Origin of the sequence: Lysobacter sp. 2RAF19, assembly GCF_052115395.1 — a bacterium.
GTDB lineage: Bacteria > Pseudomonadota > Gammaproteobacteria > Xanthomonadales > Xanthomonadaceae > Noviluteimonas.
In genome coordinates this window covers 1,068,939-1,094,525 of record NZ_JBFRGO010000001.1, presented here as the reverse complement: position 1 = coordinate 1,094,525, position 25,587 = coordinate 1,068,939, and the positions used below count along the sequence as shown (strand labels likewise).

Here is a 25,587-nt window from a genome sequence, read left to right as displayed (position 1 = left end):
GCTCAGTGCAACTGGATGACGTTCGCCGCCCGCACGGGCCCGGCGAACGACACCAGCCGGCCCTTGCGCAGCACCAGGCGGCCGATGTGCCGGTCGCTGCCGTCGTAGGAATACTCGAAACGGAACGTGCGCTCGAACCCGAGCCAGCCGTCTTCGCCGCGCTGCAGGCGCAAGCCCGCCGCGTGCACCGACTGGTCCAGCCATTGCACGCCCGCGGCACTGCACGCATCGCGCCCGAGGGCTTCGGCACGTTCGGCGGCCGCGCGCCCGGCGCTCCAGTACGCGAAGGCGAGGCCTGCGACGATCATCACAACCAGTAGACTTCCCATCCACCTAATGTGACGGCGCGCTGGCGGCCCTGCAAGGGCGCCGGCGGGGGAATTCCTTGACGTTATACGCAGGACGCGACGGAGCCACGCGCATGAAACTCGTCTTTCCAGGCGGCGAACACCCACAGGTGTTGCTCGGTCCCGGCGTCAATCGCGTGGGCTCCGATCCGCAGGGCACCATCGTGCTCGATCGTCCCGGCGTGCGCCCGCAGCATTGCCAACTCCACGTCACGCCCAGCGGCGTGATGCTCGACGTGCCGCCCGGCACCACCGTTTCGGTCAACGGCCGCCAGGTCGACGGACTGATCTCGCTGCGCCCCGGCGACAGCGTCGCCTTCGACGGCGTCGAAGCCAAACTCTCCTCGATGGAAGCGCCGGCCGCGGTGCGCCATCGCGCCGGCATCCCCGGTCGCCTGCCCGAATCGGCGAACGACGATCCGGGGGCGACGGCCGTGCGCCCGGTGTTGCCGCGTTACGTGCTGCGCGGCGTTTCTGGCGAAGCCTTCGGTCGCTCGTATCCGCTGCACGGCAGCACGACGGTCGGCCGCGCCGACGAATGCAACCTGTGCCTGGACGAACCCGGCCTGTCGCGCACGCATGCGCGCCTGCTGCCCACCGACGACGGCGTGCTGCTCGAAGACCTCGGTTCGACCAACGGCAGCTTCCTCAACGGCAAGCGCGTGCTGCGCGCCGAAGCGCGCGTCGGCGACGAGATCGGTTTCGACACGCTGCGCTTCCGCCTGATGGCTCCGGGCATGGCCGAGGCGCACCACGACGAACACGCGCACGACGCATCGACGCCGAACCGGATGTGGGTGCTGATCGCGGGGATCGCGGTGGTGGCCGCGGCGGTGCTGGTGTTCGCGTTCCGCTGACGGTCTAGCCGCGCCGCCCCAGCTTCATCGACAGGTCGATCGCGCGGACATGCTTGGTCAGTCCGCCGATGGAGATGCAATCCACGCCGTCCTGCGCGATCTCGCGCACGGTGTGCAGGTCCACGCCGCCGGAGACTTCCAGCGGAATGCGCCCCGCCGCGCGACGCACGGCTTCGCGGCGCATGTCGGCGTCGAACTCGTCGATCAGGATCCGTTCGCAGCCTTCGCGCAGGGCTTCGTCCAACTGATCGAGCGTTTCCACTTCCACGATCAGCGGCAAGGCCGGTTGCGCGGTGCGCGCGTTGCGGATCGCGGCAGTCAGCGAGCCCGCGGCGCGCACGTGGTTTTCCTTGAGCATCACCGCATCGAACAAACCCATGCGATGGTTCACGCCGCCACCGACGCGCACCGCGTACTTCTGCGCGACGCGCAGGCCGGGGATCGTCTTGCGCGTGTCGAGGATCTTCGCGCCCGTGCCTGCGACGGCGGCGACGTAATCGGCCGTGACCGTTGCCGTGCCGCTGAGCGTCTGCAGGAAATTGAGCGCGGCGCGTTCGGCCGTCACCAGTGCGCGTGCGCGGCCTTCCAGCGTGGCGACCACCGTGCCGGCGCGGACACGGTCGCCCTCGGCGACGTGCCAGGCGATGGCGACTTCCGGAGACAGCGCGCGATGGCACGCATCGAACCACGGCCGCCCGCAGATCACCGCCGATTCCTTGCAGAGCAGGTAGGCGGTGTCGCGCATGTCGGGGAGCAGGGCGGCGGTGACGTCGCCGCTGCCGAGGTCTTCTTCGAGCGCGCGCGCGACGTCGGCGGCGACGATCGAATCCGGTGGCGGCATCAGGTCGCTCATGACGTCAGGCTCATGCCGGCGGGAAGTCGGGCACCTGGCCGGCGGCGATCGCCTCGTCGGCCAGCAGCACCGGAATGCCGTCGTCGATGCGGTAGACCAGCTTGCGGTCGCGGGTGATGAGCGCTTCGCGCAGGGCCTGGGCCTGCGGCTGGCCGTCGGCGCGCTGGATGCCGCCCTGCGCGATCGCGGCGTTCAGCGCCGCCAGGCCGCGCGCTTCGAGCATCGACAGCGGCTGGCGCGTGGCGGGGCAGGCGAGGATGTCGAGCAACTTGCGATCCATGGGCGCGCGCGGGGCAGGGCAACGGAAGGCCCGCTAGAATACCCCCCTTCGCAGAAGGCGCCAGCCGCACGGGAACGCCATGGCCTCAAAGGAAGACGCGGGCAACGCCGCGCCGCTGGTTGGCATCGTCATGGGCTCGCGCTCGGATTGGGAGACGATGCAACACGCGGCCCAGAAGCTCGAAGCATTGGGCGTGCCGCACGAAGTGCGCGTGGTCTCCGCGCATCGCACGCCGGACGTGTTGTTCGACTACGCCGCCACGGCGCAGCAACGCGGGCTGCGCGCGATCATCGCCGGCGCCGGCGGTGCCGCGCACCTGCCCGGCATGCTCGCCTCCAAGACCGCGGTGCCCGTGCTCGGCGTGCCCGTGCAGAGCAAGGCGCTCAACGGCATGGATTCGTTGCTGTCGATCGTGCAGATGCCGGCCGGCATTCCCGTGGCGACGTTCGCCATCGGCAACGCGGGCGCGTCGAACGCGGCCCTGTTCGCCGCCGCGATGTTGTCCGCCACGCACCCGGCCATCGGGCAAGCCCTCGCGCAGTTCCGCGCGCGCCAGACCGACGACGTCGCCAACAACGACGATCCGCGAAAATAAATTCGATGACGACCGTAGGCATCCTCGGCGGCGGCCAGTTGGCCCGCATGCTCGCTCTTTCCGGCGCGCCGCTCGGCCTGCGCTTCCTGGTGATGGATACCGTCGCCGACGCGTGCGCCGGGCAGTTCGCGCCGATGATCGTCGGCGACTGGCGCGACGAACGCGCGCTCACCGAGTTCGCGTCGAAGATCGACGTGGCCACCTTCGATTTCGAGAACGTCCCCGCCGAATCGGCGCAGTGGCTCGCCGAGCGCGTGCCCGTGTTCCCGAGCCCGGGTGCGTTGGCGGTCGCGCAGGATCGCCTCGCGGAGAAAACCCTGTTCCGCGAACTCGGCATTCCGGTGCCGCCGTTCGCACCCATCGATTCGCGCGAAAGCCTCGACGCCGCGCTCGCATCGATCGGCACGCCGTGCATCCTCAAGACGCGCCGCCTGGGCTACGACGGCAAGGGCCAATTCCGCCTGAAGTCGCCGGCCGACGCCGACGCGGCGTGGGACGCACTCGGCGGACAGTCGCACACCGTGGGCCTGATCCTCGAAGGCTTCGTCGCGTTCGACAAGGAAGTGAGCGTGGTCGCCGTGCGCGGCCGCGACGGCGAATTCCGCGCGTGGCCGCTGACGCAGAACTGGCACGTCGACGGCGTGCTGTCCGCAAGCCTGGCGCCCGCGCCGGTGCCGCAGGCGCTGGAAGACAAAGCGCTCGCTCATGCGCGCGCGCTCGCCGATGCACTCGACTATGTCGGTGTCTTCGCGCTGGAGCTGTTCTGCCGCGACGGCGAGCTGCTGGCCAACGAACTCGCGCCGCGCGTGCACAACTCCGGTCACTGGACCATCGAAGGCAGCGAGACCTCGCAGTTCCAGAACCATCTGCGCGCGGTGCTCGGCCTGCCGCTCGGCGCCACGCGCATGGTGGGCGAGGCGTGCATGCTCAACTGGATCGGCACGATGCCCGATGCGAATGCCGTGCTCGCCGAACCCGGCGGCCATTGGCACGACTACGGCAAACAGGCGCGTGCCGGCCGCAAGGTGGGGCACGCGACCCTGCGGGCGAACACACCGCAGGAATTGGCGCAGACGCTTGCGCGCGTCGGAAAAACGCTGGGCCGCGAATCCCAGGTCGAACCCGTGATCGCGGCCCTGCGGTAGCGCGTGTCGCTACGCCGCGGTCAGCGCATCTGGCTGGAAACGAAGTCCCAGTTCACCAGGTTCCAGAACGCTTCGACGTACTTCGGACGCGCGTTGCGATAGTCCACGTAGTACGCGTGTTCCCACACGTCGCACGTCAGCAGCGGCACGTCTTCGCCGGTGATCGGCGTGGCGGCGTTCGGCGTGCTCGCCAGCGCGAGCGAACCATCGGGGCGCTGCACCAGCCAGGCCCAGCCCGAACCGAAGGTCTTGATCGCCGTGTCGGTGAACTGTTCCTTGAACTTGCCGAAGTCGCCGAAGGCCTTGGCGATCGCATCGCCCAGCTTGCCCTGCGGCTCGCCGCCGCCGGCGGGCTTCATGCAGTTCCAGTAGAAGGTGTGGTTCCAGACCTGGGCGGCGTTGTTGAACATCCCGCCCTGCGACTTGCGCACGATCTCCACCAGGTCCATGGACTCGAACTCGGTGCCGGCGATCAGCTTGTTGAGGTTGTCCACGTAGGCCTTGTGGTGCTTGCCATGGTGGTAATCCAGCGTTTCGGCCGAGATATGGGGTTCCAGCGCGGTGCGGTCGTAGGGCAGGGGCGGCAGCTCGATCGCCATGACGGACTCCTTGTGGGGCGGTGAAGACTTACAATTCTAGCCCCACGTCGCGTCAACGCTTTTACGGAGCCACCATGTCCCTGCAGTCCGTGCCCATCCAGGAGCGCATCCGGGCCGAAGTCACCGGCCATCCCATCGTGCTCTTCATGAAAGGCACCCCGCAGTTCCCGATGTGCGGCTTCTCCAGCCGCGCGGTGCAGGCGCTGCGCACGGCCGGCGCTTCGGATTCGGAGCTCCACACGGTCAACGTGCTCGAGGAGCCGGAGATCCGCGCCAACCTGCCGCGTTATTCGGATTGGCCGACGTTCCCGCAGTTGTTCATCAACGGCGAGCTCATCGGCGGGTGCGACATCACGTGCGAGCTCGCCGAAGCCGGCGAACTGGCGCGGATGATCGCCGAAGCGCAGAAGGCGTGAGTTTCCCCACCGACCACGCCCCGCTCGCCGGGCGCATCGTCCTGGTGACGGGCGCGCTCGGCGGGCTCGGCAGCGCGGCCTCCAAGGCCTGCGCGCAAGCCGGCGCCACCGTGGTGCTGCTCGGCCGCAACGTGCGCCAGCTGGAAAAGCTGCACGATGCGATCGCCGCGATCGCCAAGCCGCCGGTGCTATATCCGCTCGATCTGGAAGGCGCCTCGCCGGATGATTTCGCCGAGCTCGCCCACCGCGTCGACGATGCCTACGGGCACCTGGACGGAATCCTGCATTGCGCCGCCGATTTTCGTGGGCTGACGCCGGTCGAGCACACCGAGCCGGCGGCGTTCGCACGCGCGATGCACGTCAACGTCACCGCGCCGGCGTGGCTCACGCAGGCGTGCCTGCCGGTGCTGCGCAAGTCGCGCGATGCGTCGGTGGTGTTCGTCGTCGACGATCTGGAGCGCGTGTCGAGCGCCTACTGGGGCGCCTACGGTCTGGCGCAACATGCGCGCGTCGGCCTGGTGTCGATGCTGCATGCGGAACTCGCGAACTCGCCCATCCGCGTCGCCGGCCTGCAACCAGGCCCGATGCGCACCGGCTTGCGCGCGAAGGCCTTCGTCGACGACATGGATCGCGATGCACGCGATCCCGCATTCGCCGCGCAGGCCTGCGTCGAACTGCTGTCGCCGCGCGGCGCCGCGTTCAACGGCGAGATCGCGCAGGGCGCCACCGGTTCGCTCGAATGACGATCGCATCGGCCGCGCTGCTGCTGTTCCTGATCCTCGATCCGCTCGGGAACATCCCGGTCTTCCTCGGGCTGCTCAAGCCGCTGGCGCCCGCGCGCCGGCGCTGGGTGCTGATTCGCGAACTGCTGATCGCGCTGGTCGTGCTGATGCTGTTCCTGTGGGGCGGCAAGTACGCGCTCGACCTGATGCACCTGCGCCAGGAGTCGGTGTCCATCGCCGGCGGCATCGTGCTGTTCCTGATCGGCCTGCGCATGATCTTCCCGCCTCCCGAAGGCCTGATGGGCGATCTGCCGGGCGGTGAACCCTTCATCGTGCCGATGGCGATTCCGCTGGTCGCCGGTCCTTCGGGCATGGCCGCGGTGATGCTGATGGGCAGCAACGAGCCCGAACGCCTGGCCGAATGGAGCCTGGCCCTGATGATCGCGTGGGGCGCAACGGCCGTGATCCTGTTCTCGGCCACGGTGCTTTATCGCTTCCTCGGCACGCGCGTGCTGATCGCGGTCGAACGCCTGATGGGCATGCTGCTCGTGGCGATCTCCGTGCAGATGTTCCTCGACGGGCTGGGCACCTATCTGACGAGCACGATTTCCCCGGGGGCATGACCCCCGGCGCGGCCTTCGCGAGCCGCGCTTCCCTGAAGGATTCAGCCAGGCTGGGCCTCGCCGACACCGTCCCGCAGCCGTCATTTCCCGGTCATCGGCGGGACCTATGGTGTTAAACTGTCGTTAGCCCAAGCGCGCAGCGCAGCGGGCGGGGACACACCCATTGTTCGGTCTCAAGCCACCGCATACGGACATGCGGGCGTGAGGCTGCGTCTGTTCGAAAACACTCCCATCCAAGGTGATCCAAGATGACTGATCGAAATCGCGTCCGGCTGTCGAAGCTGTCGGTTGCGCTGATCGCGGCGCTCGCTGCCGCGCCCGTGTTCGCACAGAGCACGTCCGCCGGTGTCGGCGGCCGCGTTGTCGATGGTTCCGGCCAGCCCGTCGCGGGCGCCGAAGTGACGATCGTGCACGCCGAGTCGGGCACCGTCAGCAAGGCCGTGACCGACGCGAACGGTCGTTACGCAGCGCGCGGCCTGCGCGTCGGCGGCCCGTACACGGTGACGGTCAACAAGGCCGATGCCGGCACGCAGTCGCAGCAGAACGTCTACCTCGGCCTGGACAAGGTCTCGCAGGTCGACCTGTCGATCGCGCCGCAGGAACTGGCCGCCGTCACGGTCACCGGCGCTTCGGTCATCCAGCCCGACAACAAGGGCATCGCCACGCGCCTGTCGCGCGAAGACATGGACCGCATGCCGGCCCCCGACCGTTCGATCCAGAACGTCGTGCGCGCCGATCCCCGCGTAGTCATCACCGACCGCGACCGCGGCGCGTTCTCGGCCAACGGCCAGAACTTCCGCTACAACAGCATCACCGTCGACACCGTCAACGCCGGCGACCCCTTCGGCCTGAACGACAACGGCCTGCCGACCAAGGGCACGCCGATCTCGCAGGACGCGATCCAGGAATACAACATCTCCACCGCCAACTACGACGTGGCCACGCGCCGCGGCGTGGGCGCGACGATCAACGCCGTCACCAAGTCGGGCACCAACGACCTGCACGGTTCGGCGTACTTCGTGTACCAGAACGCGGCGAGCATGATCGGCGAGAACGCGTCGGGCAAGGGTTGGGAAGGCTACGACAAGGACCGCACGCTCGGCCTGACGCTCGGCGGCCCGATCATGAAGGACAAGCTGTTCTTCTTCGTCTCGCTCGAGAAGCAGAAGAAGGACGGCATCGGCTCGATCACCGGCCCGGCCGAATCCAGCGCGACGCTGAAGGTCCCCGGCATCTCGCAGGACTTCATCAACAACGTCATCGCCACCGCCACCGCCAAGGGCATGACCCCCGGCGACAACGGCCAGGCGCCGGACATGGACACCAAGCGTGGCCTGGTCAAGCTGGACTGGAACATCAGCGACGCGCACCGCGCCAGCCTGCGCCTGAGTCAGACGAAGGAATTCGAACCGATCGTCATCAACGGCACGGTCACCGGTTCTTCGCCGCGCCTGGCGCTGTCGTCGAACTGGTACACGCTCGACAAGAAGTCGACCAGCTACGCGCTGAGCTTCTACGACGACTGGGCGGACAGCTTCAGCACCGAAACCTCGGTGGCCTACAGCGAATTCAACCAGGACCGCGACCCGATGGTCGGCGGCCACCAGCCGTCGGTGCTCGTGCGCACCGGCACCAGCAGCAGCGGCCCGGGCATCTTCCTCGGCACCGAACCGCCGACCCACGCCAACCGTTTGAACGTCAAGACGTGGAACGCGTACTTCGCCGGTAGCTGGTACCTCGGCGACCACGTCATCAAGGGCGGCGTGGACTACCAGAGCGACGAGCTCTACAACCTGTTCCTGCAGAACTACAACGGCGCGTACGAGTTCAACGGCCTGCAGGCCTTCATCGATGGCACGTGGAATCGTTACCAGCTCGCCACGCCGGCGCCGGGTTACGACCTCAACAACGTCGCCGCGGTGCTGACGAGCCGGCAGTACGGCTTCTTCCTGCAGGACACCTGGCAGGTCAACGATCGCCTGTCGGTGCAGTACGGCCTGCGTTACGACATCCCGCAGATCAACGACACCCCGACGTTCAACCCCTGCTTCGCCGCGGCCCCGGGCCTCCCGGCGGGCCAGACGCAAGTCGACCTCGGCCCCTGCGGCCTGCGCAACAACCCCGGCAATCCGAATGCAGCGGTCGGCGGTTACGGCTACAGCAACCAGGGCACGATCGACGGCAACGACGTCTTCCAGCCGCGTGCGTCGTTCAACTTCATGATCGACGACAAGTCGCAGATCCGCGGCGGCGCGGGCGTGTTCGTTTCCAACACCCCGGCCGTGTGGCTCGGCAACCCGTTCTCGAACAACGGCGTCGCCGTGTCGACCTACGACATCGGCACGTTCGACCCGACCCTGCCGTTCAACCCGAATGGTTCGACGCAGACGCCGCCGGGCACCGCGGCGACCGACCCGGGCCTGGGCCGCTCGACGATGTCGCTCGCGCTCGTGGATCCGGACTTCCAGCTGCCGACCGTCGCCAAGTACACGCTGGGCTACGACTACCAGCTGCCGTTCCTGGATTCGGTGTTCACGGTCGAAGCGCAGCACATCGACACGATCAAGGGCATCAAGTACGACAACATCAACCTCGGTGCGCCGACCGGCGTCCTGCCTGACGGCCGCCTGGCCTACCAGCAGAACCCGAACGGCACGACCACCGGCACCAGCGGCAACAACCCGGCGCGCTTCAACGCCAACCCGTCGTTCGGCCAGAACATCCTGCTGACCAACACCGACAAGGGGTATGCCGACAACCTGACGTTCCAGTGGCGCAAGCCCTTCGCGAACGACTGGTCGGCGTCGGTGTCGTACACGCTGTCCGATGCCAAGGAAGTCAACCCGGGCACCAGCTCGGTCGCCAGCAGCTCCTACGGCAACCGCGACTGGATCAACCCGAACGACGACTACCTGGCCACGTCGAACTACTCGATCCCGCAGCGCCTGCTCGCCACCTTCGCGTGGGAACACGCGTACTTCGGCGAGTACAAGACGAAGTTCTCGGCGTTGTACGACGGCCACTCCGGCGCGCCGTACAGCTGGGTGTTCGGCAACGACGTGAACGGCGACTCCTCGTTCCGCGACCTGGCCTACATCCCGGTCAACCGCGACGACGTCACCTTCGTGCAGGGCACCAGCCAGGCCTCGATCGATTCGTTCTTCCGCTACATCGCGAACAACGACCAGCTCGTGCGCCAGCAGGGCGGCATCTTCGACCGCAACGAAGGCCGCGCCCCGTGGGTGAACCAGCTCGACCTGTCGTTCGCGCAGGAAATCCCGGGCTTCGGCGAAGGCCACAAGGGTGAGATCCGCCTCGACATCTTCAACTTCCTCAACCTGCTCAACAAGGATTGGGGTGTCGAGCACCGCGCCAGCTTCCCGCTGGAGCGCACGCTCGCCAACGTGTCGGATGTGCAGAACGGCAAGTACGAGTACGACATCCGCCCGTACCTGGATGCCAACGGCAACTACGCGCCGACCGCGCTGCCGGTCAACGAGAGCTTCACGCCCTCGCAGCGTTGGGCCGCCAACGTGACCCTGCGCTACGAGTTCTGATCGGCTAGCCGCAAGCGACACAGCGACAAAGGAAACGGCCGGGGAAACCCGGCCGTTTCCCGTTTTGCGCTACCCTTTGTGCATGAACGACGAAACGACCAGCCTGCTTCCCACCGTCAATGCGCGCATCTATCCGCGCGGCGGCCTGGATGTCCTTTCGCGCGCCGAAGTCGCGCGCCTGCGCGACGCCTCTTCCGGCGGCATGCACGACCTGTTGCGCCGTTGCGCGCTCGCCGTGCTCACCAGCGGCAGCGCCACCGACGATCCGCGCGCGGCGCAGGAGCTGTATCCGGACTTCGACATCCAGGTGCTGCAGCAGGACCGCGGCGTGCGCATCGATCTGCACCACGCCCCGGCGATCGCTTTCGTCGATGGCGAGATCATCCGCGGCGTGGCGGAGTTGTTGTTCGCCGTCGTGCGCGATCTTGCGTACACCGCGATCGAACTCAACGAACGCGACCTCGACACCGGCGATGCCATCACCGACGCAGTCTTCGGCCTGCTGCGCAACGCGCGTGTGTTGCATCCGGCCGAACCCAACCTCGTCGTGTGTTGGGGCGGCCATTCGATCGGCCGCGACGAATATCTGTACACCAAGCAGGTCGGCTACGAGTTGGGCCTGCGCGGCCTGGACATCTGCACGGGCTGCGGCCCGGGTGCGATGAAGGGGCCGATGAAAGGCGCGACGATCGCGCATGCGAAGCAGCGCCGTCGCACGATGCGTTACATCGGCATCACCGAGCCGGGGATCATCGCGGCCGAATCGCCGAATCCGATCGTCAACCACCTGGTGATCATGCCGGACATCGAGAAGCGTCTCGAAGCGTTCGTGCGCATGGGGCACGGGATCATCGTGTTCCCGGGTGGCGTGGGGACGGCGGAGGAGATCCTGTACCTGCTCGGCATTTTGTTGCGCGAGGAGAACGCGGAGTTGCCGTTCCCGCTGATTCTCACGGGGCCGACGGCGTCGGCGCCGTATTTCGAGCAGATCGATCAGTTCCTGCGCTTGACGCTCGGCGACGCGGCGCGTGCGCGTTACGAGATCATCGTCGGGGATCCGGGCAAGGTGGCCAAGCGGATGGCCTCCGGCGTGCGCAAGGTGAAGGATCATCGGATCGCGCAGAAGGATTCGTTCTTCTTCAACTGGGCGATGCATGTACCGCTGGCATTCCAGAAGCCGTTCGTGCCGACGCACGAGGCGATGGCCGCGCTGGATCTGCACCATGGGCGCAAGCCGCATGAACTCGCCGCGGATTTGCGGCGTGCGTTCTCCGGGATCGTGGCGGGCAACGTCAAGGAAGAGGGCTTGCGGCGGATCGAGGAGCGCGGGCCGTTCGAGATCCACGGCGACCGCGACATGATGGAAGCGCTGGATGCCTTGTTGCGCGCCTTCGTCGAGCAGCGGCGCATGAAGATCGCCGGCGAATATCGGCCGTGCTACCGCGTGGTGACCTGAACTACTTGCGCCAGCAGTAATCGGCGTCGCCGGTGCTGACGCCCTTGGTGACGACGCCCGAGACCATCGTCATCGTGAAGTTGCCGCACTTCGGGTCGTTGGTCATCTCGCCCTTGCGCGTGGCTGTGAGCGTGTAGCCGGTGGCCGTGTTCCCGGACACGCTCACCGTGTAGTACTTCAGGCCGGTGTTGTAGGTCGTGACATTCGCCACGCTGCCGAGCACGTTGGTGGCGGTGGAGTTGGACGTCGTGTCGCCGTAGGTCGGGTGATCGGCGCGGAAACTTTCCTGGCGCAACTGGAAGTCGCCCAGGGCCTGCGCGGCTTCGGCGCGTTTGCCCTTGCGCGATTGTTCGCCGTACATCGGCAGCGCGATCAGCGCGAGGATCGCGACGACGGCGACGACGACCATCAGTTCGATCAATGTGAAGCCGATCTGGCGACGCATTCGTGCACTCCTTCCTAACCCTCGAAGGATGCTACGCCTGGGCATTCACGGGGCCGGAACCGTTGGGACCCCCATCCGTTCCCGCTCGTCGGTCTGCGCTGGATCGCGCGCCGGAACGCCGTGCTACACCGGAGCGCAGTGGACAACACGGAGGAGGCACGGATGCCTCGGTACATGCGCGCCCGGCGGGCGTCCGGTTTCACCCTGGTCGAACTCATCGTGGCGACGACCGTCTTCGCGATCCTTGCGATGGTTGCGGTGCCTGCCTTCACGACATATTTCGAGAAGACACGTTTGCGCGGCGCCGCCGATGCAGTGGTCGCGCTCATCGCGGAGGCCAGGCTCGCGTCGGTCAAACAGGCGCGCACGGTTTCGGTGCGCATGTCCGGGCTGGGCGCGCAGTGGTGCGCCGGCGCGCGCGAGGCACCGTTGCCGCTGGTCGGGATGCCGATGGCGGGTGGCGATGTTTGCGACTGTGTTGCCGGCGATGGGTGCGTGGTGGAGGGGCGGCGCGCGGTGGTGTCCGCGCAGACCTACGCCGGGGTTGTCTCGTCTTCGGCGGTCGATGCGTTTGCGTTTGAGGGTGGCACGGGGATGCGCATCGGCGAGATGCGCGAGGCGGTGCGGCTCGCGTCGCGGAGCGGACGCTTTGCGTTGCGCATCGTGGTTTCGCCGTTGGGCCATGCGTCGGTGTGCAGCGATGGTGACGCGATCGCAGGGGTGCGGTCGTGCTGATGCGCGGCTTCACGCTGGTGGAACTGCTCGTCGCGCTCGCGCTCGGGCTGCTGGTGATTGCGGCCGCGCTTGGGTTCTTCCTCCAACTGCTGCGCGCCGGAAGCGAGACGGTACTTGCGACGCGCCTGCAGCAGGAACTGCGGACGACGATGTCGTTCGTCGTGGCGGAGGTGCGGCGGGGACGCACGGGTGGCGCCGAGGTGCACGTCGCCCCCGGATGCTTTCGTGGCGCGGATCTCGCGATTCGCGAACATGCGGGGAAGATCGAAGTGCGCCGTGGTGCCGGTGCCGACTGCGCAGGCGCGGGTTTGGTCATCGGCAGCGATGCGGTGCGTGTCACCGCGCTGCGTTTCGTCCACGACGCGGCGGTGAACGATCGTCGCGTCGAGATCGTCCTGTCCGCGACGCTGCGCGATCCACCCGCGTTCCTGTCGGGCCGCGAAGCGACGCTGCGGCATGTTGTGGCGCTGCGTTCGAACGGAGGCGGCTGAGATGCGGCCTTCGGAAGGCAATGCGCTGGTCGCGGCCATCGTGGTGCTGTTGCTGGCGAGTGTCGTGACCTTGCTGACGCTGCATGTCGGCGTGTTCGACCAACGCGCATCCGGCAACGTCGTGCGGGCGCGGGTGGTCGGCGAGCTCGCGGAAGCGGCCGTCGCGCAGGGCGCCGCCTGGCTGCGCGCCGATCCGGCGCGATTGGCGCACGGCCCGCAGTGGATGCCCTGCAGCGAGTTGGCGCAGGCCTTTCCCTGCGGCGCGATCACCGACGCCGCGCGGCGTGCCGCGATGTATTACTGGACGCAGCCCGGCGGCGATCGCGATGGCGATGGCGCGGTCGATGCATTCGACGCACGCATGCTGCCGTTGGAGGAGGGACGGATCGCGCAGGTGGGTGCGTTCCAACGCATCGCACACGGAGCGGGCGCTGTGTTGTGTCGCGTGGCGCGGGATGATGCGGCGCGGTGTGCAACCGGTCCGGCCGACGCAGGCAACGACCTGCAATACACCCTCGTCGGCGTCGGCCGACTGCCGGACGAGGGCGCGCGTGCGACGGTGGCGCAGACGTTCGCGCGGTCCGACGTGTTCACGCCGGATGAGCGGATGCCGCCGGTGGTGGCGAGTGGCGACATCGACCTGCGCGCGCCGCTGCATGTCGTCGCCAACGCGAACGCCGGTGGCGATGGCCTTCCGGTCTCTGCGTGGAGCCGGAGGAACGTCCACAAATCCGCGGCGAACACCTGCCACGCCGGTGAGTTCTTCGATGGCGGTGCGTCGACGATGGAGGGCGGCGTCGCGATCTGCGATGACTGCCGGTGTCCCGTCGATGGCGGCCTGGTCGACAGCGCCGATCCCGAGGGCATCGACGTACTCGATGTCGATGGCAGCGACGGCACGAATGCCCTGGGCGTGAATCTCGACGTGGCGCCAGGCGAGTTTCCGTGCGACTTGTTCGCGCAGGTGTTCGGCGTTTCAGCGCGCAGCGATATCGATGGCGACGGGTTTTGCGAATCGCGCACGCCGATGCGGGTCTTCGTCGCGCCTTCGATGCGGCGGATCGAACTTCCCGCCGACGAGGCCTTCCTCTACCGCCACGCTGCGCGCGTCGTGCCGCGCGACGCCGCGGCCAGCGCACTGGTGCGGCCCGAGCAGGTTCTGCAGGGGCCCTGGCCATCGCATCTTTCCGGTCTGCTCTGGTGCCAGGCCAATTGCGACATCGCCGCCGGCGATCAACTCGGCGCGCCCGATGCGCCCGTGGTGCTTGTCGTCGATGGCGCGCTGGCCGTGCGCGGACGCGTGTTCGGCATCGTCTTCGTGCGCGCCCGCGAAGACGTGCTCGATCCCGCGACCGGCGGCAGTGCAACGTTGCGCTTGCGTGCCGGCGCTGCGATCTACGGCGCCGCGGTTGTCCAGGGCAGCATCGAACATGCAAGCGGCGACAGCGCGATCGCGTCTGCCCCGGAGGTCATCGCGAAACTCCGGGATGCCGTGCCCGCCGCCCACGCACCGGCCCCCGGCGCGTGGAGCGATGGCGTGTCGTACTGAGGGGCACCGATGAGACGAACCAACACCGGATTCTCCCTGCTCGAAGTCCTCGTCGCCGTCGCATTGCTCGCCACCGGCCTGCTCGCGCTTGCGGCGCTGCAGGGCGCGCTGGCCCGGAATGCGGCGGAGGCGAAAGGTCGCGCGCGTGTCCTCGCCTTGGTGTCGAGCGAACTCGACGCCTTGCGCGCCACGCCGTTCGCCGACATCGCATCGCTTGACGGACCGATCGACGGGCGCAACGTCGCCTGCGGCGCACCCGCCAATGAAGTCGAACATGCCGCGTGCGACAGCGGGCTCCGCGGCCTGCTGCTGCATCGCACGGTCGAACCGTCGGCAGGCGGCGCATTGAAGTCGGCCCGCGTCGCCGCCGAGTGGACCGCACCCACCGGCGAAACGCGGACCGTGGAATTGCGCACGATCCTCGGCGACCTGGCGCTGGAGCCCAATCGCCTCCATGCCGCTGCACCGACCTCGTTGCAGCCACGCGTGCGCCGCGGCGTCGACGCATCGATCCTCGACACGATTCCGATCCCCATCGGCGACGGGCGCGTGACCGCCGCCACGCCACCCTCGATCGATCCATTGGGCAGCACGCGATTCGACGTGCTCACCTACACCGACGAGGGGACGGGCGCGCGTCTCGAAAACCGGATCGAAACTGAGATCGTCAAATGCGCCTGTCGATACGGAGCAGGCGGCGATCGACTGGGGTCCTTGCATCGCACCGCACGTTGGCCCGCGATCTGGACGGGCATGCGGTACGCCGTTTACGCGCCGGAAGACAACGCGCAAGCGCCCGGCGAACGCTATCTCGCCGGTCCGAATCCCGATGTCCCCCAAAGCCCGCGCTGCCGTGAATGTTGCCGCGACCGGCACGATGCGCCCGGGCCTTCGTCGCATCCGAAGTTCGACACCGCAAGCAGCGATCCCGCGTATCGCAAGTACGCGCTCGACGAAGCCGGCGCGCTCGTCGCCGTCGACGACACCGGTTCGGGCGACTACGTCGACAGTTGCCGCGTGGTGCGCATCGACGGCTGGTGGCGCACGGCGGCGGATCTCCGCGGGCGCCACTTCGGGTTGCTGCAGACCCGAACGGTCGATGGCGTCCCGGCGGCATCGCGCAAGCCCGATCCCGGGGCAGGGGAGCGCTACACGACCTTCCTGCGCGACTACCTCGCGCAATACGCCGAAGGCACGCCGGAAAACGCGGATGCGTTGCACGACCAACCGGCCCGCGGCCTCAACCAACCCGACCGCATCGCACTCCCCGCGGCATCACAAACCGATCGCCGTTACCTGCATGCCCGCATGCTTTACGTCGACCACCTGGAGCCGCAGGCGCGCGCGACGCTCGACGCCGCCATCGATGCGCGCCGCGCGCAGGGCGCGTGCCCGCCCGGCGCCGCCGTCCTCGCCGATTGCGTCCTGCCCTTCCTCCCGTTTTTCACCCTGGACCTCACCGACCTCGCGCAGTGGTCCGCGCGCGATCCTGCGATCCTCGCCGTCGATTCGCGCGATCCGGCCGCGCCTGAACCCACACCCGGCGGACGCGTATACGGCCTCGCACCTGGCGTTTCCGACGCCGTCGCGGCCGCTCGCACCTCCAATTCCGGCGCCGCTGGCAGCGCACGGGTGCCCGCGGCGACCGATTTGCAAGGCGATGAAATCGTGGTGGAAGACGCGCAAACGTTCGAAATCGGCGAAAGCGGCCTCGCGCGGATTGACGCCGCCCCGCACGGGCGGCCAGAATATGCGCCCCCGCCCGAATAGCTCAGCCGGTTAGAGCACTTGACTGTTAATCAGGGGGTCGTTGGTTCGAGTCCAACTTCGGGCGCCAGATTCGATTGACCAAAGGCCTGCAGCGATGCAGGCCTTTTTTCTTGCGCGCATCGCCAGCGCCTACATCGGCGCGATGCACGCATTCGCCTGCGCAATCGACGCAGGCGCTGCCCGCAACGCGCCGGTGTTGTTCATCACAAGCGACACCGCGCGCCGCGGCCCGCGGCCGTCGCAGAGGGTAAAGGTCACGTTCGAGCCCGCGGCGCTGCCATCGGGTTGGAAGACCAGCCGCGTGCGGCCGACCGTCGTTCGCAGGTGCGTGTGGCCGCCTGGTGGGCCCGCGCGATGCAACAGGGCCTCCCGCGCAGGATCGCGCAAGCGGTCGCCATCCAGGTCGGCGAAGACGATCCAACCTCCGCTCCAGTCGTGCGTTCCCGCGCATCCGCTCGGTGCGCCCGGACACACGACCACCTCCACGCCGTTGGACGCCGCATGCGTCGGCGCCGCCATCAGCGAGGCGAGTAGCGCCTGGTGCGCTGCGCTGCTGCGCGCCGCTTCGCGCGCGGCGCTCAAACGTGGAACCGCAAGGGCGGCGAGCGTCGCAACGGCCGCCACGACGATCGACACCTCCAGCAAGGTGGCGCCGCGCGCGCAACGGCGGCCGAAGCCGTTGAAATCAAAGGGCAGGGGACGCATATCGAAGCCTCGCAAGCGGGCCTTCCGATGCTGCGTCGCATGCGTTGCGACCGCCGTCGGGGAGGCTCGCGCCTTGGTGTCGGAACACCCCGCGCCAGCGCCTCAGGCTTCATCCGCCCGGCGCTACACTCGCCAATTGCCCCGCCGCACCCTTCTGCCGAAGACCCGATGCGCCCAGAGTCGTCCAACGCCACGCCCTTCCAGCTCGTCTCCCCGTATTCGCCCGCCGGCGACCAGCCGCTGGCGATCGAACGGCTCGTCTCCAACTTCGAAAACGGCCTGGCGCGCCAGACGCTCCTCGGCGTCACGGGTTCGGGCAAGACCTATACGATCGCCAACGTGATCAACCGCGTGCAGAAGCCCACGCTGGTCATGGCGCCGAACAAGACGCTCGCCGCGCAGCTGTACGGCGAGTTCAAGGCCTTCTTCCCGCACAACGCGGTCGAATACTTCGTCAGCTATTACGACTACTACCAGCCCGAAGCCTACGTCCCCTCGTCCGACACCTACATCGAGAAGGACAGCTCGATCAACGAGCACATCGAGCAGATGCGCCTGTCGGCGACCAAGGCGCTGCTGGAGCGGCGCGATGCGATCATCGTCTGCACGGTCTCGGCCATCTACGGCCTGGGCGACCCCAACGAATACTTCAACATGGTGCTGCACATGGTGCGTGGCGAGCGCATCGAGCAGCGCGAGCTGATCCGCCGCCTCACCGAAATGCAGTACACGCGCAACGAGTTCGAACTCCAGCGCGGCCATTACCGCGTGCGCGGCGAAACCATCGACGTGCACCCGGCCGAAAGCGACATGGAAGCCCTGCGCATCGAGTTGTTCGACGGCGAAATCGAAACCCTGTCGATCTTCGACCCGCTCACCGGCGAAGTGCTGCGCAAGGTGCCGCGCTACACGATCTACCCGAAGTCGCATTACGTCACCACGCGGCGCACCGTGCTGCAGGCCGTCGACCTGATCAAGGCCGAGCTGCGCGATCGCCTGGAGTACCTGTATTCGCAGAACAAGCTGGTCGAAGCGCAGCGCCTGCAGCAGCGCACCACCTACGACCTGGAAATGCTCGCCGAAGTCGGTTACTGCAACGGCATCGAAAACTACTCGCGCCATCTCACCGGCCGCATGCCGGGCGAGCCGCCGCCGTGTCTGTACGACTATCTGCCGCCCGACGCGCTGCTCGTCGTCGACGAATCGCACGTCACCGTTCCGCAGATCGGCGCGATGTACAAGGGCGACCGCTCGCGCAAGGAAACGCTGGTGGAGTTCGGTTTCCGCATGCCCTCGGCGATGGACAACCGGCCGCTGAAGTTCGAGGAATGGGAATTGCGTTCGCCGCGAAGCATCTACGTGTCGGCGACGCCGGGGCCGTATGAATTGCGCGAGTCCGCCGGCGAAGTCGTCGAGCTGGTCGTGCGCCCCACGGGCCTGATCGATCCGGAAGTCGAAATCCGCCCCGTGGCCACGCAGGTCGACGATCTGCTCGGCGAGGTCAACCTGCGCGTGGCGATGGGCGACCGCGTGCTGGTTACCACGCTGACCAAGCGCATGGCCGAAAACCTCACCGAATACCTCGGCGAACACGGCTGCCGCGTGCGTTACCTGCATTCGGACGTGGACACGGTGGAGCGCGTGGAAATCATCCGCGACCTGCGCCTGGGCAAGTTCGACGTGCTGGTCGGCATCAACCTGCTGCGCGAAGGCCTGGACATGCCCGAGGTGTCGCTCGTCGCCATCCTCGACGCCGACAAGGAAGGCTTCCTGCGCAGCGCCGGGTCGCTGATCCAGACCATCGGCCGCGCCGCGCGCAACCTGCGCGGCAAGGCGATCCTCTACGCCGACAGCATCACGCGGTCGATGAAACTGGCGATCGAAGAGACCGACCGCCGCCGCGCGAAGCAGGTCGAATACAACACCGAACACGGCATCGTGCCGGTGTCGGTCTCCAAGCCCATCGTCGACATCCTCGAAGGCGCGCGCAGCGAGCCGGGCGAGGCGAAGAAGAAGGGCAAGGGCCGCGTGGCCGCGGTGGCCGAAGAACGCGTGGATTACGCCGCGCTCGATGCGTCGCAGATCGCCGCCAAGCTCAAGCAACTCGAAGACCGCATGTACAAGCACGCGCGCGACCTCGAATTCGAAGACGCCGCCCGCGTGCGCGACCAGATCCGCAAGCTCAAGGACGCCAGCCTGGCGACCTGAACACGGGGCGCCCGGACCGGGCGCCGCACATCGGGCCAACCCTCCTGACCAATGGCCCTTTCGGCGGCCGCCGACGCGGCTAAGATGCGCGCTGCGGTCGGTTCCGGGCGGTGGGTTTCGATGCGGATGGTCAAGGGGGCGGTGGCCTGCGCGGTTCTCGCGGCAGGTGTGGGTCTGGCGATCTGGAGCTTGCACGCGGAACACGCGCGCGAGCGTGCGCCCGCGTCCCCGACGTTTACCGTCGCCGAAACCGGCGTGCCCACGCTGTTCCTCGGTAACGCCGCCCAAGGGATCCACCTCGACGCCGGCATGGCGCGCCGCGCGCTGCGCGATGGCACGCTGGAAGTCGTGCTGCCCGACGGCAGTTCCTATCCGGTCAAGATCGAACGCCAGGAAACGCATGGCGGCGGGCATTGGTCGCTGGTCGGCCGCGTGTCGACCGTCGCCGGTTCGCAATCGATGGTGCTGACCTTCGGCCCCAACGCGGTGTTCGGCCAGTTGCCGATGCCCGACGGCCACGCGATGCAGATCGAAACCGAAAACGACGGGATGGTGACCGTCGCGCCGGCGCGCAATCTCGTGCCGCGTGGCACGACCGGCCACCCGGCCACGCCCGATTACCGCATTCCGCCCAGCGCGCATTTCGACGCCGATTACTTCAAGGCCGCCGCCGAGCATCCGGTCCGGATGGACGATCGCGCGCCGGTGCGCATCGACCTGCTCGCGCTGTATTCGCCTGAACTCGTCACGCTGCGCGGCAGCCGCGCGGCCGCCGAAACGCAGATCGCCCACCTGGTCGCCGTGGCCAACCAGGCGCACCTGGACAGCGGCACGCGCGTGCGCCTGCACATGGTCGGTGCGCGCGAAGTCGCGATCCCGGCCACGCTCACCAATGCCGAAGCACTCGACGTGCTCACCTCCGGCATGTACGGCGACATCGACTTCGAAGCGATGCGCGATGCCACCGCCGCCGACCTGGCCGCCTTCATCCGCCCGGTCCCCGATGCGAAGGACGACACCTGCGGCGCGTCGTGGTTGAACGGCGCCAACCAGCAGGGCGACGCGAACCTCGATCCCATGCACGGCTATGTCGTCGCCGACGTCGCGCCCTGCGGCGCGTACGTCCTCGCGCACGAACTCGGTCACGCGATGGGCGCGGCGCACGACCTTGCCGCGCAAACGGCGGAGGACGGCACCGTGACCTACGGTGCGTTCGCCTTCTCCTTCGACCTGCGCACGCCCACCTTCGGCACGTTGATGACCGATCCGGGCACCGGCATCTGGCTGGGCCGCTTCTCCGGTCCGGACCCGCGCGCCTGCGATGGCGCCCCCTGCGGCGTGGCCGGGCGCATCGACAACGCGCGCGGCATCGACTTCATCGCGCCCGCGATTTCGAGCTTCCGCCAGGGGACGAGGAACGACGCGCCTGTTGTCGCAGCGCAGCACCTTCGTTAAACTGCGCAGCCCGCTTGGCCGCAAGGCCTGGCGGGGCGATACGGGCGGTTAGCTCAGCGGTAGAGCACTACCTTGACATGGTAGGGGTCACAGGTTCGAACCCTGTACCGCCCACCACGCTTGCAGAAAGCGTGGCACCCTTGGCGACGAAGACAGAAAAGGTGGTCCGCGGAAACGCCGGCCAAGCGTGCGACATGAGCACTACGCGCAACCCGTCCTGACCCTTCCCGAGTCGCAGCGACAGCAGGCGCCCTCGGGCGCTTTTTTCATTTCTGGTGCCCCGCAATGAATGCAGAAGTCCAAACCCCCGTCGCGATCACGCTGCCCGACGGCAGCGTCCGCAGCTTCGACCATCCGGTGACCGTCGGCGAGATCGCCGCCTCCATCGGCGCGGGCCTGGCCAAGGCCGCGCTGGCCGGCAAGGTCGACGGCAAGCTGGTCGACACCAGCTTCCGCATCGACCACGACGCCGCGCTGGAGATCGTCACCGACAAGCATCCCGATGCGCTCGACGTGCTGCGCCACTCCACCGCGCACCTGCTCGCGCAGGCCGTGCAGCGCCTGTATCCCGGCGCGCAGGTCACCATCGGCCCGGTGATCGACAACGGCTTCTACTACGACTTCGCCTACGAGCGTCCCTTCACGCCCGACGACCTGCCGGCGATCGAAGCGGAAATGCAGAAGATCGTCAAAGAGGCGCAGCCGGTTTCGCGCAGCGTGAAATCGCGCGACGAGGCCGTGCAGTTCTTCCGCGGCATCGGCGAGGACTACAAGGCGCAGATCATCGAATCGATCCCCGCCAACGAGGAGCTCTCGCTGTATTCGCAGGGCGAGTTCACCGATCTGTGCCGCGGCCCGCACGTGCCGGGCACGGAAAAACTGCGCGCCTTCAAGCTGATGAAAGTGGCCGGCGCGTATTGGCGCGGCGACCAGAACAACGCGATGCTCAGCCGCATCTACGGCACCGCGTGGCTCAACGACAAAGACCTCAAGGCCTACCTGACGCAGCTGGAGGAAGCCGAGAAGCGCGACCACCGCAAGATCGCCAAGCAGCAGGACCTGTTCCACCTGCAGGAAGAAGCGCCAGGCCTGGTGTTCTGGCATCCCAAGGGCTGGTCGATCTGGCAGGTCCTCGAGCAGTACATGCGCAAGGTGTACCGCGATTCGGGCTACCAGGAAGTGCGTTGCCCGCAGATCCTGGACGTGTCGCTGTGGAAGCGCTCGGGCCACTGGGACAACTACCAGTCGAACATGTTCTTCACCGAATCGGAGAAGCGCACCTACGCGGTCAAGCCGATGAACTGCCCGGGCCATGTCCAGGTGTTCAACCACGGCCTGCACAGCTACCGCGACCTGCCGATCCGCTACGGCGAGTTCGGCGCCTGCCACCGCAACGAGCCCTCCGGCGCGCTGCACGGCATCCTGCGCGTGCGCGGCTTCACCCAGGACGACGGGCACATCTTCTGCACCGAAGACCAGATCGAGGCCGAGGTCACCGCCTTCCACAAGCAGGCGATGGACGTCTATGCCCGCTTCGGCTTCGAGGACGTGCAGCTGAAGATCGCATTGCGCCCCGAACCGCGCCTGGGGGATGACGCCACCTGGGACAAGGCCGAAGAGGCCCTGCGCTCGGCGCTGCGTGCGGCAGGCGTGGAATGGCAGGAGTTGCCGGGCGAAGGCGCGTTTTACGGCCCGAAGATCGAATACCACCTCAAGGACGCGATCGGCCGCACCTGGCAGCTGGGCACGATGCAGGTCGACTTCATGATGCCGGGGCGACTGGGCGCGGAGTATGTCGACGAGCACAGCGCCAAGCGCCATCCGGTCATGCTGCACCGGGCCATCGTCGGCTCGATGGAGCGCTTCATCGGCATCCTGATCGAGCACCACGCCGGGCATTTCCCCGCCTGGCTGGCCCCGGTGCAGGCGGTGGTCATGAATATCACCGACGCCCAGGCGGACTGGGTGGCCGAGGTTCGGAAAACCCTTACGAATCAAGGCTTCCGGGTCGACGCCGATTTGCGGAACGAGAAAATCGGCTATAAGATCCGCGAGCACACGCTGCAGCGCGTGCCATACCTGCTCGTGGTCGGCGACCGCGAGAAGGAAAATGGCGCCATCGCGGTGCGCACGCGCAGTGGCGAGGACCTGGGGACCATGTCCGTCGCCGACTTCGCGCAGCGCTTGCGCGACGAGCAGTAGCGTTAGACAACAGTTCCGCGTGCGTCCCCTCGCGCGTGCGGCTCGATACTCCACGGAGATTGCGACATCAGCACCCCTGAAAAGCAGAATCGAAAGAACAGCGAAATCCGCGTGCCGCGCGTGCGCGTGATCGGCAGCGACGGCGAAATGATCGGCGTGCTCACGCGCGACGAAGCCTTGCGAATGGCCGAAGACGAAGGCCTGGACCTCGTGGAGATCCAGCCCAACGCCGATCCGCCGGTGTGCCGCATCATGGACTTCGGCAAGTTCAAGTTCGAGACGCAAAAGAAGGCCGCGGCTGCCAAGAAGAAGCAGAAGCAGGTCGAGATCAAGGAAGTGAAGTTCCGCCCCGTGACCGACGAGGGCGACTACCAGATCAAGCTGCGCAACATGCGCCGCTTCCTGGAAGAGGGCGACAAGATCAAGGTCAACATCCGCTTCCGCGGTCGCGAGATGAGCCACCAGGAGCTGGGCCAGCAGATGGCCAAGCGCATCGAGGTCGACCTGGGCGAGGACATCGTGATCGAGTCGCGGCCGCGCCTGGAAGGCCGGCAGATGGTGATGATGATCGCGCCGAAGAAGAAGACGTAATCGATCGACCGACGGGCCGCGCAACGCGGCCCGTTCGTTTTTGGGCGGCGTGGCGCCAGTCGCGCACCCCCGTGAGACAAGGACGCCCGCCACCGGCTGGGTGCCCGACTAAGGTTTTGAATTGCAACACATTCGCCGGGCCTGCATAATGCCGGGCCCGATTCATCGGGGTTGTTGTTCAAGGATCCCGTCGTCGCACCCCCCGGGGCGCACGACACAAGCCGGCGCAGGCACGGACGGAAAGAGTGGCGCACGCCACCGCCACGCCAGACATCGTTTCGAAACGGACTACACCCATGCCCAAGATCAAGACCAATCGGGCGGCGGCCAAGCGCTTCCGGAAGACTGCTTCCGGCAAGTACAAGTGCGGCCACGCCAACAAGAGCCACATCCTCACCAAGAAGGCGACCAAGCGGAAGCGCAATCTCCGGCAGACGAACCACGTTCGTGCCGAAGACGCAGGCCGTCTTGACCGCATGCTTCCGTATCTCTGAGGAGGGCTGACAAATGGCACGAGTCAAACGTGGTGTGACGGCCCGCCGTCGTCATAAGAAAATCCTGAAGCAAGCGAAGGGCTACTACCACGCCCGCCGCAAAGTCTTCCGCGTCGCCAAGCAGGCGGTCACCAAGGCGCTGCAGTACGCCTACATCGGCCGCAAGCAGAAGAAGCGTAATTTCCGTTCGCTGTGGATCACGCGCATCAACGCCGCGGCCCGCATCAACGGCATGAGCTACAGCCGCTTCATGAACGGCCTGCTGAAGGCCGGCATCACCCTCGACCGCAAGGTGCTGGCCGATATCGCCGTGCACGATGCGGTGGGTTTTGCGGCGCTGGCCGAAAAGGCGAAGAGCGCGCTCGCGGCGTAATGCAACAACCGCGAAAGCCCGCGCTCCTTGCGCGGCTTTCGACGGAAAGCAACGCAGGGGGGAAGGGCGCAGGTCCTTCCCCCCTTTTTCGTTATGGAATGCCCGTTTCCAGGGAATTGAAATGGACGGAATCGATTCGTTGTTGCAACAGTCCCTCCGCGACATCGCGGAGGCCAACGCGCCCGATGCGCTCGAAGCGCTGCGCGTGAGCCTGCTCGGCAAGCAGGGCAGCATCACCACCCAACTCAAGTCGCTCGGCACGCTGCCGCCCGACGCACGCAAGGCCGCAGGCGAAGCCATCAATCGCGCCCGCGACGCCATCGGCGACGCACTGTCCGCGCGCAAGCACGCGCTCGACGAAGCCGCGCTCGAACACAAACTCGCCACCGAATCCATCGACGTCACGCTGCCCGGCCGCGACGCCGCGCGCGGCGGCCTGCATCCGGTTTCGCGCACGCTCGAACGCATCGCCGACATCTTCGGCCGCCTGGGCTACGAACTCGCCACCGGCCCCGAGATCGAAGACGACTGGCACAACTTCGAAGCGCTGAACTTCCCGCCGCACCATCCTGCGCGCGCGATGCACGACACCTTCTACTTCGGCGATGGCCGCCTGCTGCGCACGCACACCAGCGGCGTGCAGATCCGCTACATGAAGGACATCAAGCCGCCGTTGCGCATGATCGCGGCGGGCAAGGTGTACCGCAGCGACAGCGACCAGACGCACACGCCGATGTTCCACCAGGTCGAAGGCCTGCTGGTCGACGAGCACGCGAGCTTCGCCGACCTCAAGGGCACGCTCGCCGAATTCGTGCGCGCCTTCTTCGAGCGCGATTTCGAAATGCGCTTCCGCCCGAGCTACTTCCCCTTCACCGAGCCGTCCGCCGAAGTCGACATCGCCTGGCACCAGCCCGACGGCACGACCAAGTGGCTGGAAGTGCTCGGCTGCGGCATGGTGCATCCGAGCGTGCTGCGCAACGTGGGCATCGACCCGGAGCGCTACACCGGCTTTGCCTTCGGCCTGGGCGTCGAACGCTTCGCGATGCTGCGCTACGGCGTCGACGACCTGCGCAGCTTCTTCGACAACGACGTGCGCTTCCTGCGCCAGTTCGCCTGAGG

At 67.3% G+C, this 25,587-nt stretch carries 25 protein-coding genes and 2 tRNA genes; 21 read left to right on the top strand and 6 right to left on the bottom strand.

Features of this window, described 5'->3' with window-relative positions; all coding sequences use genetic code 11:
- Positions 1 to 2: 2 nt before the first annotated feature.
- The gene (locus AB4059_RS05350) at positions 3 to 329 is read right to left on the bottom strand and encodes a DUF3301 domain-containing protein (RefSeq protein WP_498977269.1); all 327 of its coding nucleotides are present in this window, start codon (positions 327 to 329) and stop codon (positions 3 to 5) included.
- A gap of 92 nt (positions 330 to 421) precedes the next feature.
- Here AB4059_RS05350 and AB4059_RS05345 point away from each other — a divergent pair, with 92 nt between their 5' ends.
- Positions 422 to 1,204: an FHA domain-containing protein gene (locus AB4059_RS05345; RefSeq protein WP_498977267.1), complete on the top strand. Its 783-nt coding sequence runs from the start codon at positions 422 to 424 to the stop codon at positions 1,202 to 1,204.
- 4 nt (positions 1,205 to 1,208) lie between these two features.
- Here AB4059_RS05345 and nadC read toward each other — a convergent pair whose 3' ends face one another.
- Complete coding sequence (nadC, locus tag AB4059_RS05340; protein WP_498977265.1) at positions 1,209 to 2,057, bottom strand: carboxylating nicotinate-nucleotide diphosphorylase; 849 nt, start codon at positions 2,055 to 2,057, stop codon at positions 1,209 to 1,211.
- Positions 2,058 to 2,067: 10 nt separating this feature from the next.
- Complete coding sequence (locus AB4059_RS05335; RefSeq protein WP_498977263.1) at positions 2,068 to 2,337, bottom strand: Trm112 family protein; 270 nt, start codon at positions 2,335 to 2,337, stop codon at positions 2,068 to 2,070.
- Between the two features lie 79 nt (positions 2,338 to 2,416).
- Here AB4059_RS05335 and purE point away from each other — a divergent pair, with 79 nt between their 5' ends.
- Together purE and AB4059_RS05325 are read left to right on the top strand one after the other, a co-directional pair.
- Positions 2,417 to 2,932 (top strand): 5-(carboxyamino)imidazole ribonucleotide mutase, encoded by a 516-nt coding sequence (purE, locus tag AB4059_RS05330; protein WP_498977261.1) that lies wholly within the window; start codon positions 2,417 to 2,419, stop codon positions 2,930 to 2,932.
- A 5-nt stretch (positions 2,933 to 2,937) separates the two neighbouring features.
- Complete coding sequence (locus AB4059_RS05325) at positions 2,938 to 4,077, top strand: 5-(carboxyamino)imidazole ribonucleotide synthase (protein WP_498977259.1); 1,140 nt, start codon at positions 2,938 to 2,940, stop codon at positions 4,075 to 4,077.
- Between the two features lie 20 nt (positions 4,078 to 4,097).
- Here the strand turns inward: AB4059_RS05325 and AB4059_RS05320 are convergent, their stop codons facing one another.
- Positions 4,098 to 4,676 carry a superoxide dismutase gene (locus AB4059_RS05320; protein ID WP_498977258.1) on the bottom strand — a complete coding sequence of 193 codons (579 nt, stop codon included), beginning with the start codon at positions 4,674 to 4,676 and terminating at the stop codon, positions 4,098 to 4,100.
- Positions 4,677 to 4,765: 89 nt separating this feature from the next.
- Between AB4059_RS05320 and grxD the strand changes: the two genes are divergently transcribed.
- The 5 genes from grxD (at position 4,766) to ppnN (ending at position 11,450) form a co-directional block, all read left to right on the top strand.
- Entirely contained in the window at positions 4,766 to 5,092 is a 327-nt protein-coding gene (gene grxD, locus AB4059_RS05315; RefSeq protein WP_498961255.1) for a Grx4 family monothiol glutaredoxin, read from the top strand.
- Complete coding sequence (locus tag AB4059_RS05310; RefSeq protein WP_498977256.1) at positions 5,089 to 5,835, top strand: SDR family NAD(P)-dependent oxidoreductase; 747 nt, start codon at positions 5,089 to 5,091, stop codon at positions 5,833 to 5,835. The genes grxD and AB4059_RS05310 overlap by 4 nt, the downstream gene beginning before the upstream one ends.
- Positions 5,832 to 6,437, top strand: coding sequence for a YhgN family NAAT transporter (locus tag AB4059_RS05305; protein WP_498977254.1), 606 nt, complete (start codon positions 5,832 to 5,834; stop codon positions 6,435 to 6,437). Before AB4059_RS05310 ends, AB4059_RS05305 begins: the two co-directional genes overlap by 4 nt.
- Positions 6,438 to 6,685: 248 nt before the next feature.
- Entirely contained in the window at positions 6,686 to 9,994 is a 3,309-nt protein-coding gene (locus AB4059_RS05300) for a TonB-dependent receptor (protein ID WP_498977252.1), read from the top strand.
- An 82-nt stretch (positions 9,995 to 10,076) separates the two neighbouring features.
- Positions 10,077 to 11,450, top strand: a complete 1,374-nt coding sequence (gene ppnN / locus AB4059_RS05295; protein WP_498977250.1) for a nucleotide 5'-monophosphate nucleosidase PpnN — start codon at positions 10,077 to 10,079, stop codon at positions 11,448 to 11,450.
- A 1-nt stretch (position 11,451) separates the two neighbouring features.
- Here the strand turns inward: ppnN and AB4059_RS05290 are convergent, their stop codons facing one another.
- Positions 11,452 to 11,895, bottom strand: coding sequence for a type IV pilin protein (locus tag AB4059_RS05290; protein WP_498977248.1), 444 nt, complete (start codon positions 11,893 to 11,895; stop codon positions 11,452 to 11,454).
- A gap of 138 nt (positions 11,896 to 12,033) precedes the next feature.
- Between AB4059_RS05290 and AB4059_RS05285 the strand changes: the two genes are divergently transcribed.
- The 5 genes from AB4059_RS05285 (at position 12,034) to AB4059_RS05265 (ending at position 16,507) form a co-directional block, all read left to right on the top strand.
- Entirely contained in the window at positions 12,034 to 12,630 is a 597-nt protein-coding gene (locus tag AB4059_RS05285; protein WP_498977246.1) for a prepilin-type N-terminal cleavage/methylation domain-containing protein, read from the top strand.
- Positions 12,630 to 13,121: a prepilin-type N-terminal cleavage/methylation domain-containing protein gene (locus AB4059_RS05280; protein ID WP_498977848.1), complete on the top strand. Its 492-nt coding sequence runs from the start codon at positions 12,630 to 12,632 to the stop codon at positions 13,119 to 13,121. Before AB4059_RS05285 ends, AB4059_RS05280 begins: the two co-directional genes overlap by 1 nt.
- Before the next feature lies 1 nt (position 13,122).
- Positions 13,123 to 14,670, top strand: a complete 1,548-nt coding sequence (locus AB4059_RS05275) for a hypothetical protein (RefSeq protein ID WP_498977244.1) — start codon at positions 13,123 to 13,125, stop codon at positions 14,668 to 14,670.
- A gap of 9 nt (positions 14,671 to 14,679) precedes the next feature.
- Positions 14,680 to 16,440 (top strand): prepilin-type N-terminal cleavage/methylation domain-containing protein, encoded by a 1,761-nt coding sequence (locus AB4059_RS05270; RefSeq protein ID WP_498977242.1) that lies wholly within the window; start codon positions 14,680 to 14,682, stop codon positions 16,438 to 16,440.
- Positions 16,431 to 16,507, top strand: a tRNA-Asn gene (locus AB4059_RS05265). The genes AB4059_RS05270 and AB4059_RS05265 overlap by 10 nt, the downstream gene beginning before the upstream one ends.
- A 62-nt stretch (positions 16,508 to 16,569) precedes the next feature.
- Here the strand turns inward: AB4059_RS05265 and AB4059_RS05260 are convergent.
- The gene (locus AB4059_RS05260) at positions 16,570 to 17,145 is read right to left on the bottom strand and encodes a GspH/FimT family protein (RefSeq protein ID WP_498977240.1); all 576 of its coding nucleotides are present in this window, start codon (positions 17,143 to 17,145) and stop codon (positions 16,570 to 16,572) included.
- 168 nt (positions 17,146 to 17,313) lie between these two features.
- Between AB4059_RS05260 and uvrB the strand changes: the two genes are divergently transcribed.
- From uvrB to pheS, 8 genes are all read left to right on the top strand, one after another.
- Complete coding sequence (gene uvrB / locus AB4059_RS05255) at positions 17,314 to 19,353, top strand: excinuclease ABC subunit UvrB (protein ID WP_498977238.1); 2,040 nt, start codon at positions 17,314 to 17,316, stop codon at positions 19,351 to 19,353.
- 120 nt (positions 19,354 to 19,473) lie between these two features.
- Positions 19,474 to 20,808, top strand: coding sequence for a reprolysin-like metallopeptidase (locus AB4059_RS05250; protein ID WP_498977236.1), 1,335 nt, complete (start codon positions 19,474 to 19,476; stop codon positions 20,806 to 20,808).
- Between the two features lie 42 nt (positions 20,809 to 20,850).
- A tRNA-Val gene (locus tag AB4059_RS05245) sits at positions 20,851 to 20,925 on the top strand.
- A 168-nt stretch (positions 20,926 to 21,093) separates the two neighbouring features.
- Entirely contained in the window at positions 21,094 to 23,010 is a 1,917-nt protein-coding gene (gene thrS, locus AB4059_RS05240; RefSeq protein WP_498977234.1) for a threonine--tRNA ligase, read from the top strand.
- A gap of 66 nt (positions 23,011 to 23,076) precedes the next feature.
- Positions 23,077 to 23,601 (top strand): translation initiation factor IF-3, encoded by a 525-nt coding sequence (gene infC / locus AB4059_RS05235; protein ID WP_498977846.1) that lies wholly within the window; start codon positions 23,077 to 23,079, stop codon positions 23,599 to 23,601.
- Between the two features lie 296 nt (positions 23,602 to 23,897).
- On the top strand, positions 23,898 to 24,095 hold the full coding sequence (rpmI, locus tag AB4059_RS05230; protein WP_027083463.1) for a 50S ribosomal protein L35: 198 nt from the start codon (positions 23,898 to 23,900) through the stop codon (positions 24,093 to 24,095).
- A 13-nt stretch (positions 24,096 to 24,108) separates the two neighbouring features.
- Entirely contained in the window at positions 24,109 to 24,468 is a 360-nt protein-coding gene (gene rplT / locus AB4059_RS05225) for a 50S ribosomal protein L20 (protein WP_036169932.1), read from the top strand.
- Between the two features lie 121 nt (positions 24,469 to 24,589).
- Positions 24,590 to 25,585: a phenylalanine--tRNA ligase subunit alpha gene (gene pheS, locus AB4059_RS05220; RefSeq protein WP_498977232.1), complete on the top strand. Its 996-nt coding sequence runs from the start codon at positions 24,590 to 24,592 to the stop codon at positions 25,583 to 25,585.
- The last annotated feature ends 2 nt before the right edge of the window (positions 25,586 to 25,587 follow it).

Excerpts from the sequence above, each read along its gene's own strand:
- AB4059_RS05350 (WP_498977269.1), bottom strand. The coding sequence starts at position 329 with ATGGGAAGTCTACTGGTTGTGATGATCGTCGCAGGCCTCGCCTTCGCG.
- AB4059_RS05345 (WP_498977267.1), top strand. The coding sequence starts at position 422 with ATGAAACTCGTCTTTCCAGGCGGCGAACACCCACAGGTGTTGCTCGGT.
- nadC (WP_498977265.1), bottom strand. The coding sequence starts at position 2,057 with ATGAGCGACCTGATGCCGCCACCGGATTCGATCGTCGCCGCCGACGTC.
- AB4059_RS05335 (WP_498977263.1), bottom strand. The coding sequence starts at position 2,337 with ATGGATCGCAAGTTGCTCGACATCCTCGCCTGCCCCGCCACGCGCCAG.
- purE (WP_498977261.1), top strand. The coding sequence starts at position 2,417 with ATGGCCTCAAAGGAAGACGCGGGCAACGCCGCGCCGCTGGTTGGCATC.
- AB4059_RS05325 (WP_498977259.1), top strand. The coding sequence starts at position 2,938 with ATGACGACCGTAGGCATCCTCGGCGGCGGCCAGTTGGCCCGCATGCTC.
- AB4059_RS05320 (WP_498977258.1), bottom strand. The coding sequence starts at position 4,676 with ATGGCGATCGAGCTGCCGCCCCTGCCCTACGACCGCACCGCGCTGGAA.
- AB4059_RS05305 (WP_498977254.1), top strand. The coding sequence starts at position 5,832 with ATGACGATCGCATCGGCCGCGCTGCTGCTGTTCCTGATCCTCGATCCG.
- AB4059_RS05300 (WP_498977252.1), top strand. The coding sequence starts at position 6,686 with ATGACTGATCGAAATCGCGTCCGGCTGTCGAAGCTGTCGGTTGCGCTG.
- ppnN (WP_498977250.1), top strand. The coding sequence starts at position 10,077 with ATGAACGACGAAACGACCAGCCTGCTTCCCACCGTCAATGCGCGCATC.
- AB4059_RS05290 (WP_498977248.1), bottom strand. The coding sequence starts at position 11,895 with ATGCGTCGCCAGATCGGCTTCACATTGATCGAACTGATGGTCGTCGTC.
- AB4059_RS05280 (WP_498977848.1), top strand. The coding sequence starts at position 12,630 with ATGCGCGGCTTCACGCTGGTGGAACTGCTCGTCGCGCTCGCGCTCGGG.
- AB4059_RS05275 (WP_498977244.1), top strand. The coding sequence starts at position 13,123 with ATGCGGCCTTCGGAAGGCAATGCGCTGGTCGCGGCCATCGTGGTGCTG.
- AB4059_RS05270 (WP_498977242.1), top strand. The coding sequence starts at position 14,680 with ATGAGACGAACCAACACCGGATTCTCCCTGCTCGAAGTCCTCGTCGCC.
- AB4059_RS05260 (WP_498977240.1), bottom strand. The coding sequence starts at position 17,145 with ATGCGTCCCCTGCCCTTTGATTTCAACGGCTTCGGCCGCCGTTGCGCG.
- uvrB (WP_498977238.1), top strand. The coding sequence starts at position 17,314 with ATGCGCCCAGAGTCGTCCAACGCCACGCCCTTCCAGCTCGTCTCCCCG.
- AB4059_RS05250 (WP_498977236.1), top strand. The coding sequence starts at position 19,474 with ATGCGGATGGTCAAGGGGGCGGTGGCCTGCGCGGTTCTCGCGGCAGGT.
- thrS (WP_498977234.1), top strand. The coding sequence starts at position 21,094 with ATGAATGCAGAAGTCCAAACCCCCGTCGCGATCACGCTGCCCGACGGC.
- rpmI (WP_027083463.1), top strand. The coding sequence starts at position 23,898 with ATGCCCAAGATCAAGACCAATCGGGCGGCGGCCAAGCGCTTCCGGAAG.
- rplT (WP_036169932.1), top strand. The coding sequence starts at position 24,109 with ATGGCACGAGTCAAACGTGGTGTGACGGCCCGCCGTCGTCATAAGAAA.
- pheS (WP_498977232.1), top strand. The coding sequence starts at position 24,590 with ATGGACGGAATCGATTCGTTGTTGCAACAGTCCCTCCGCGACATCGCG.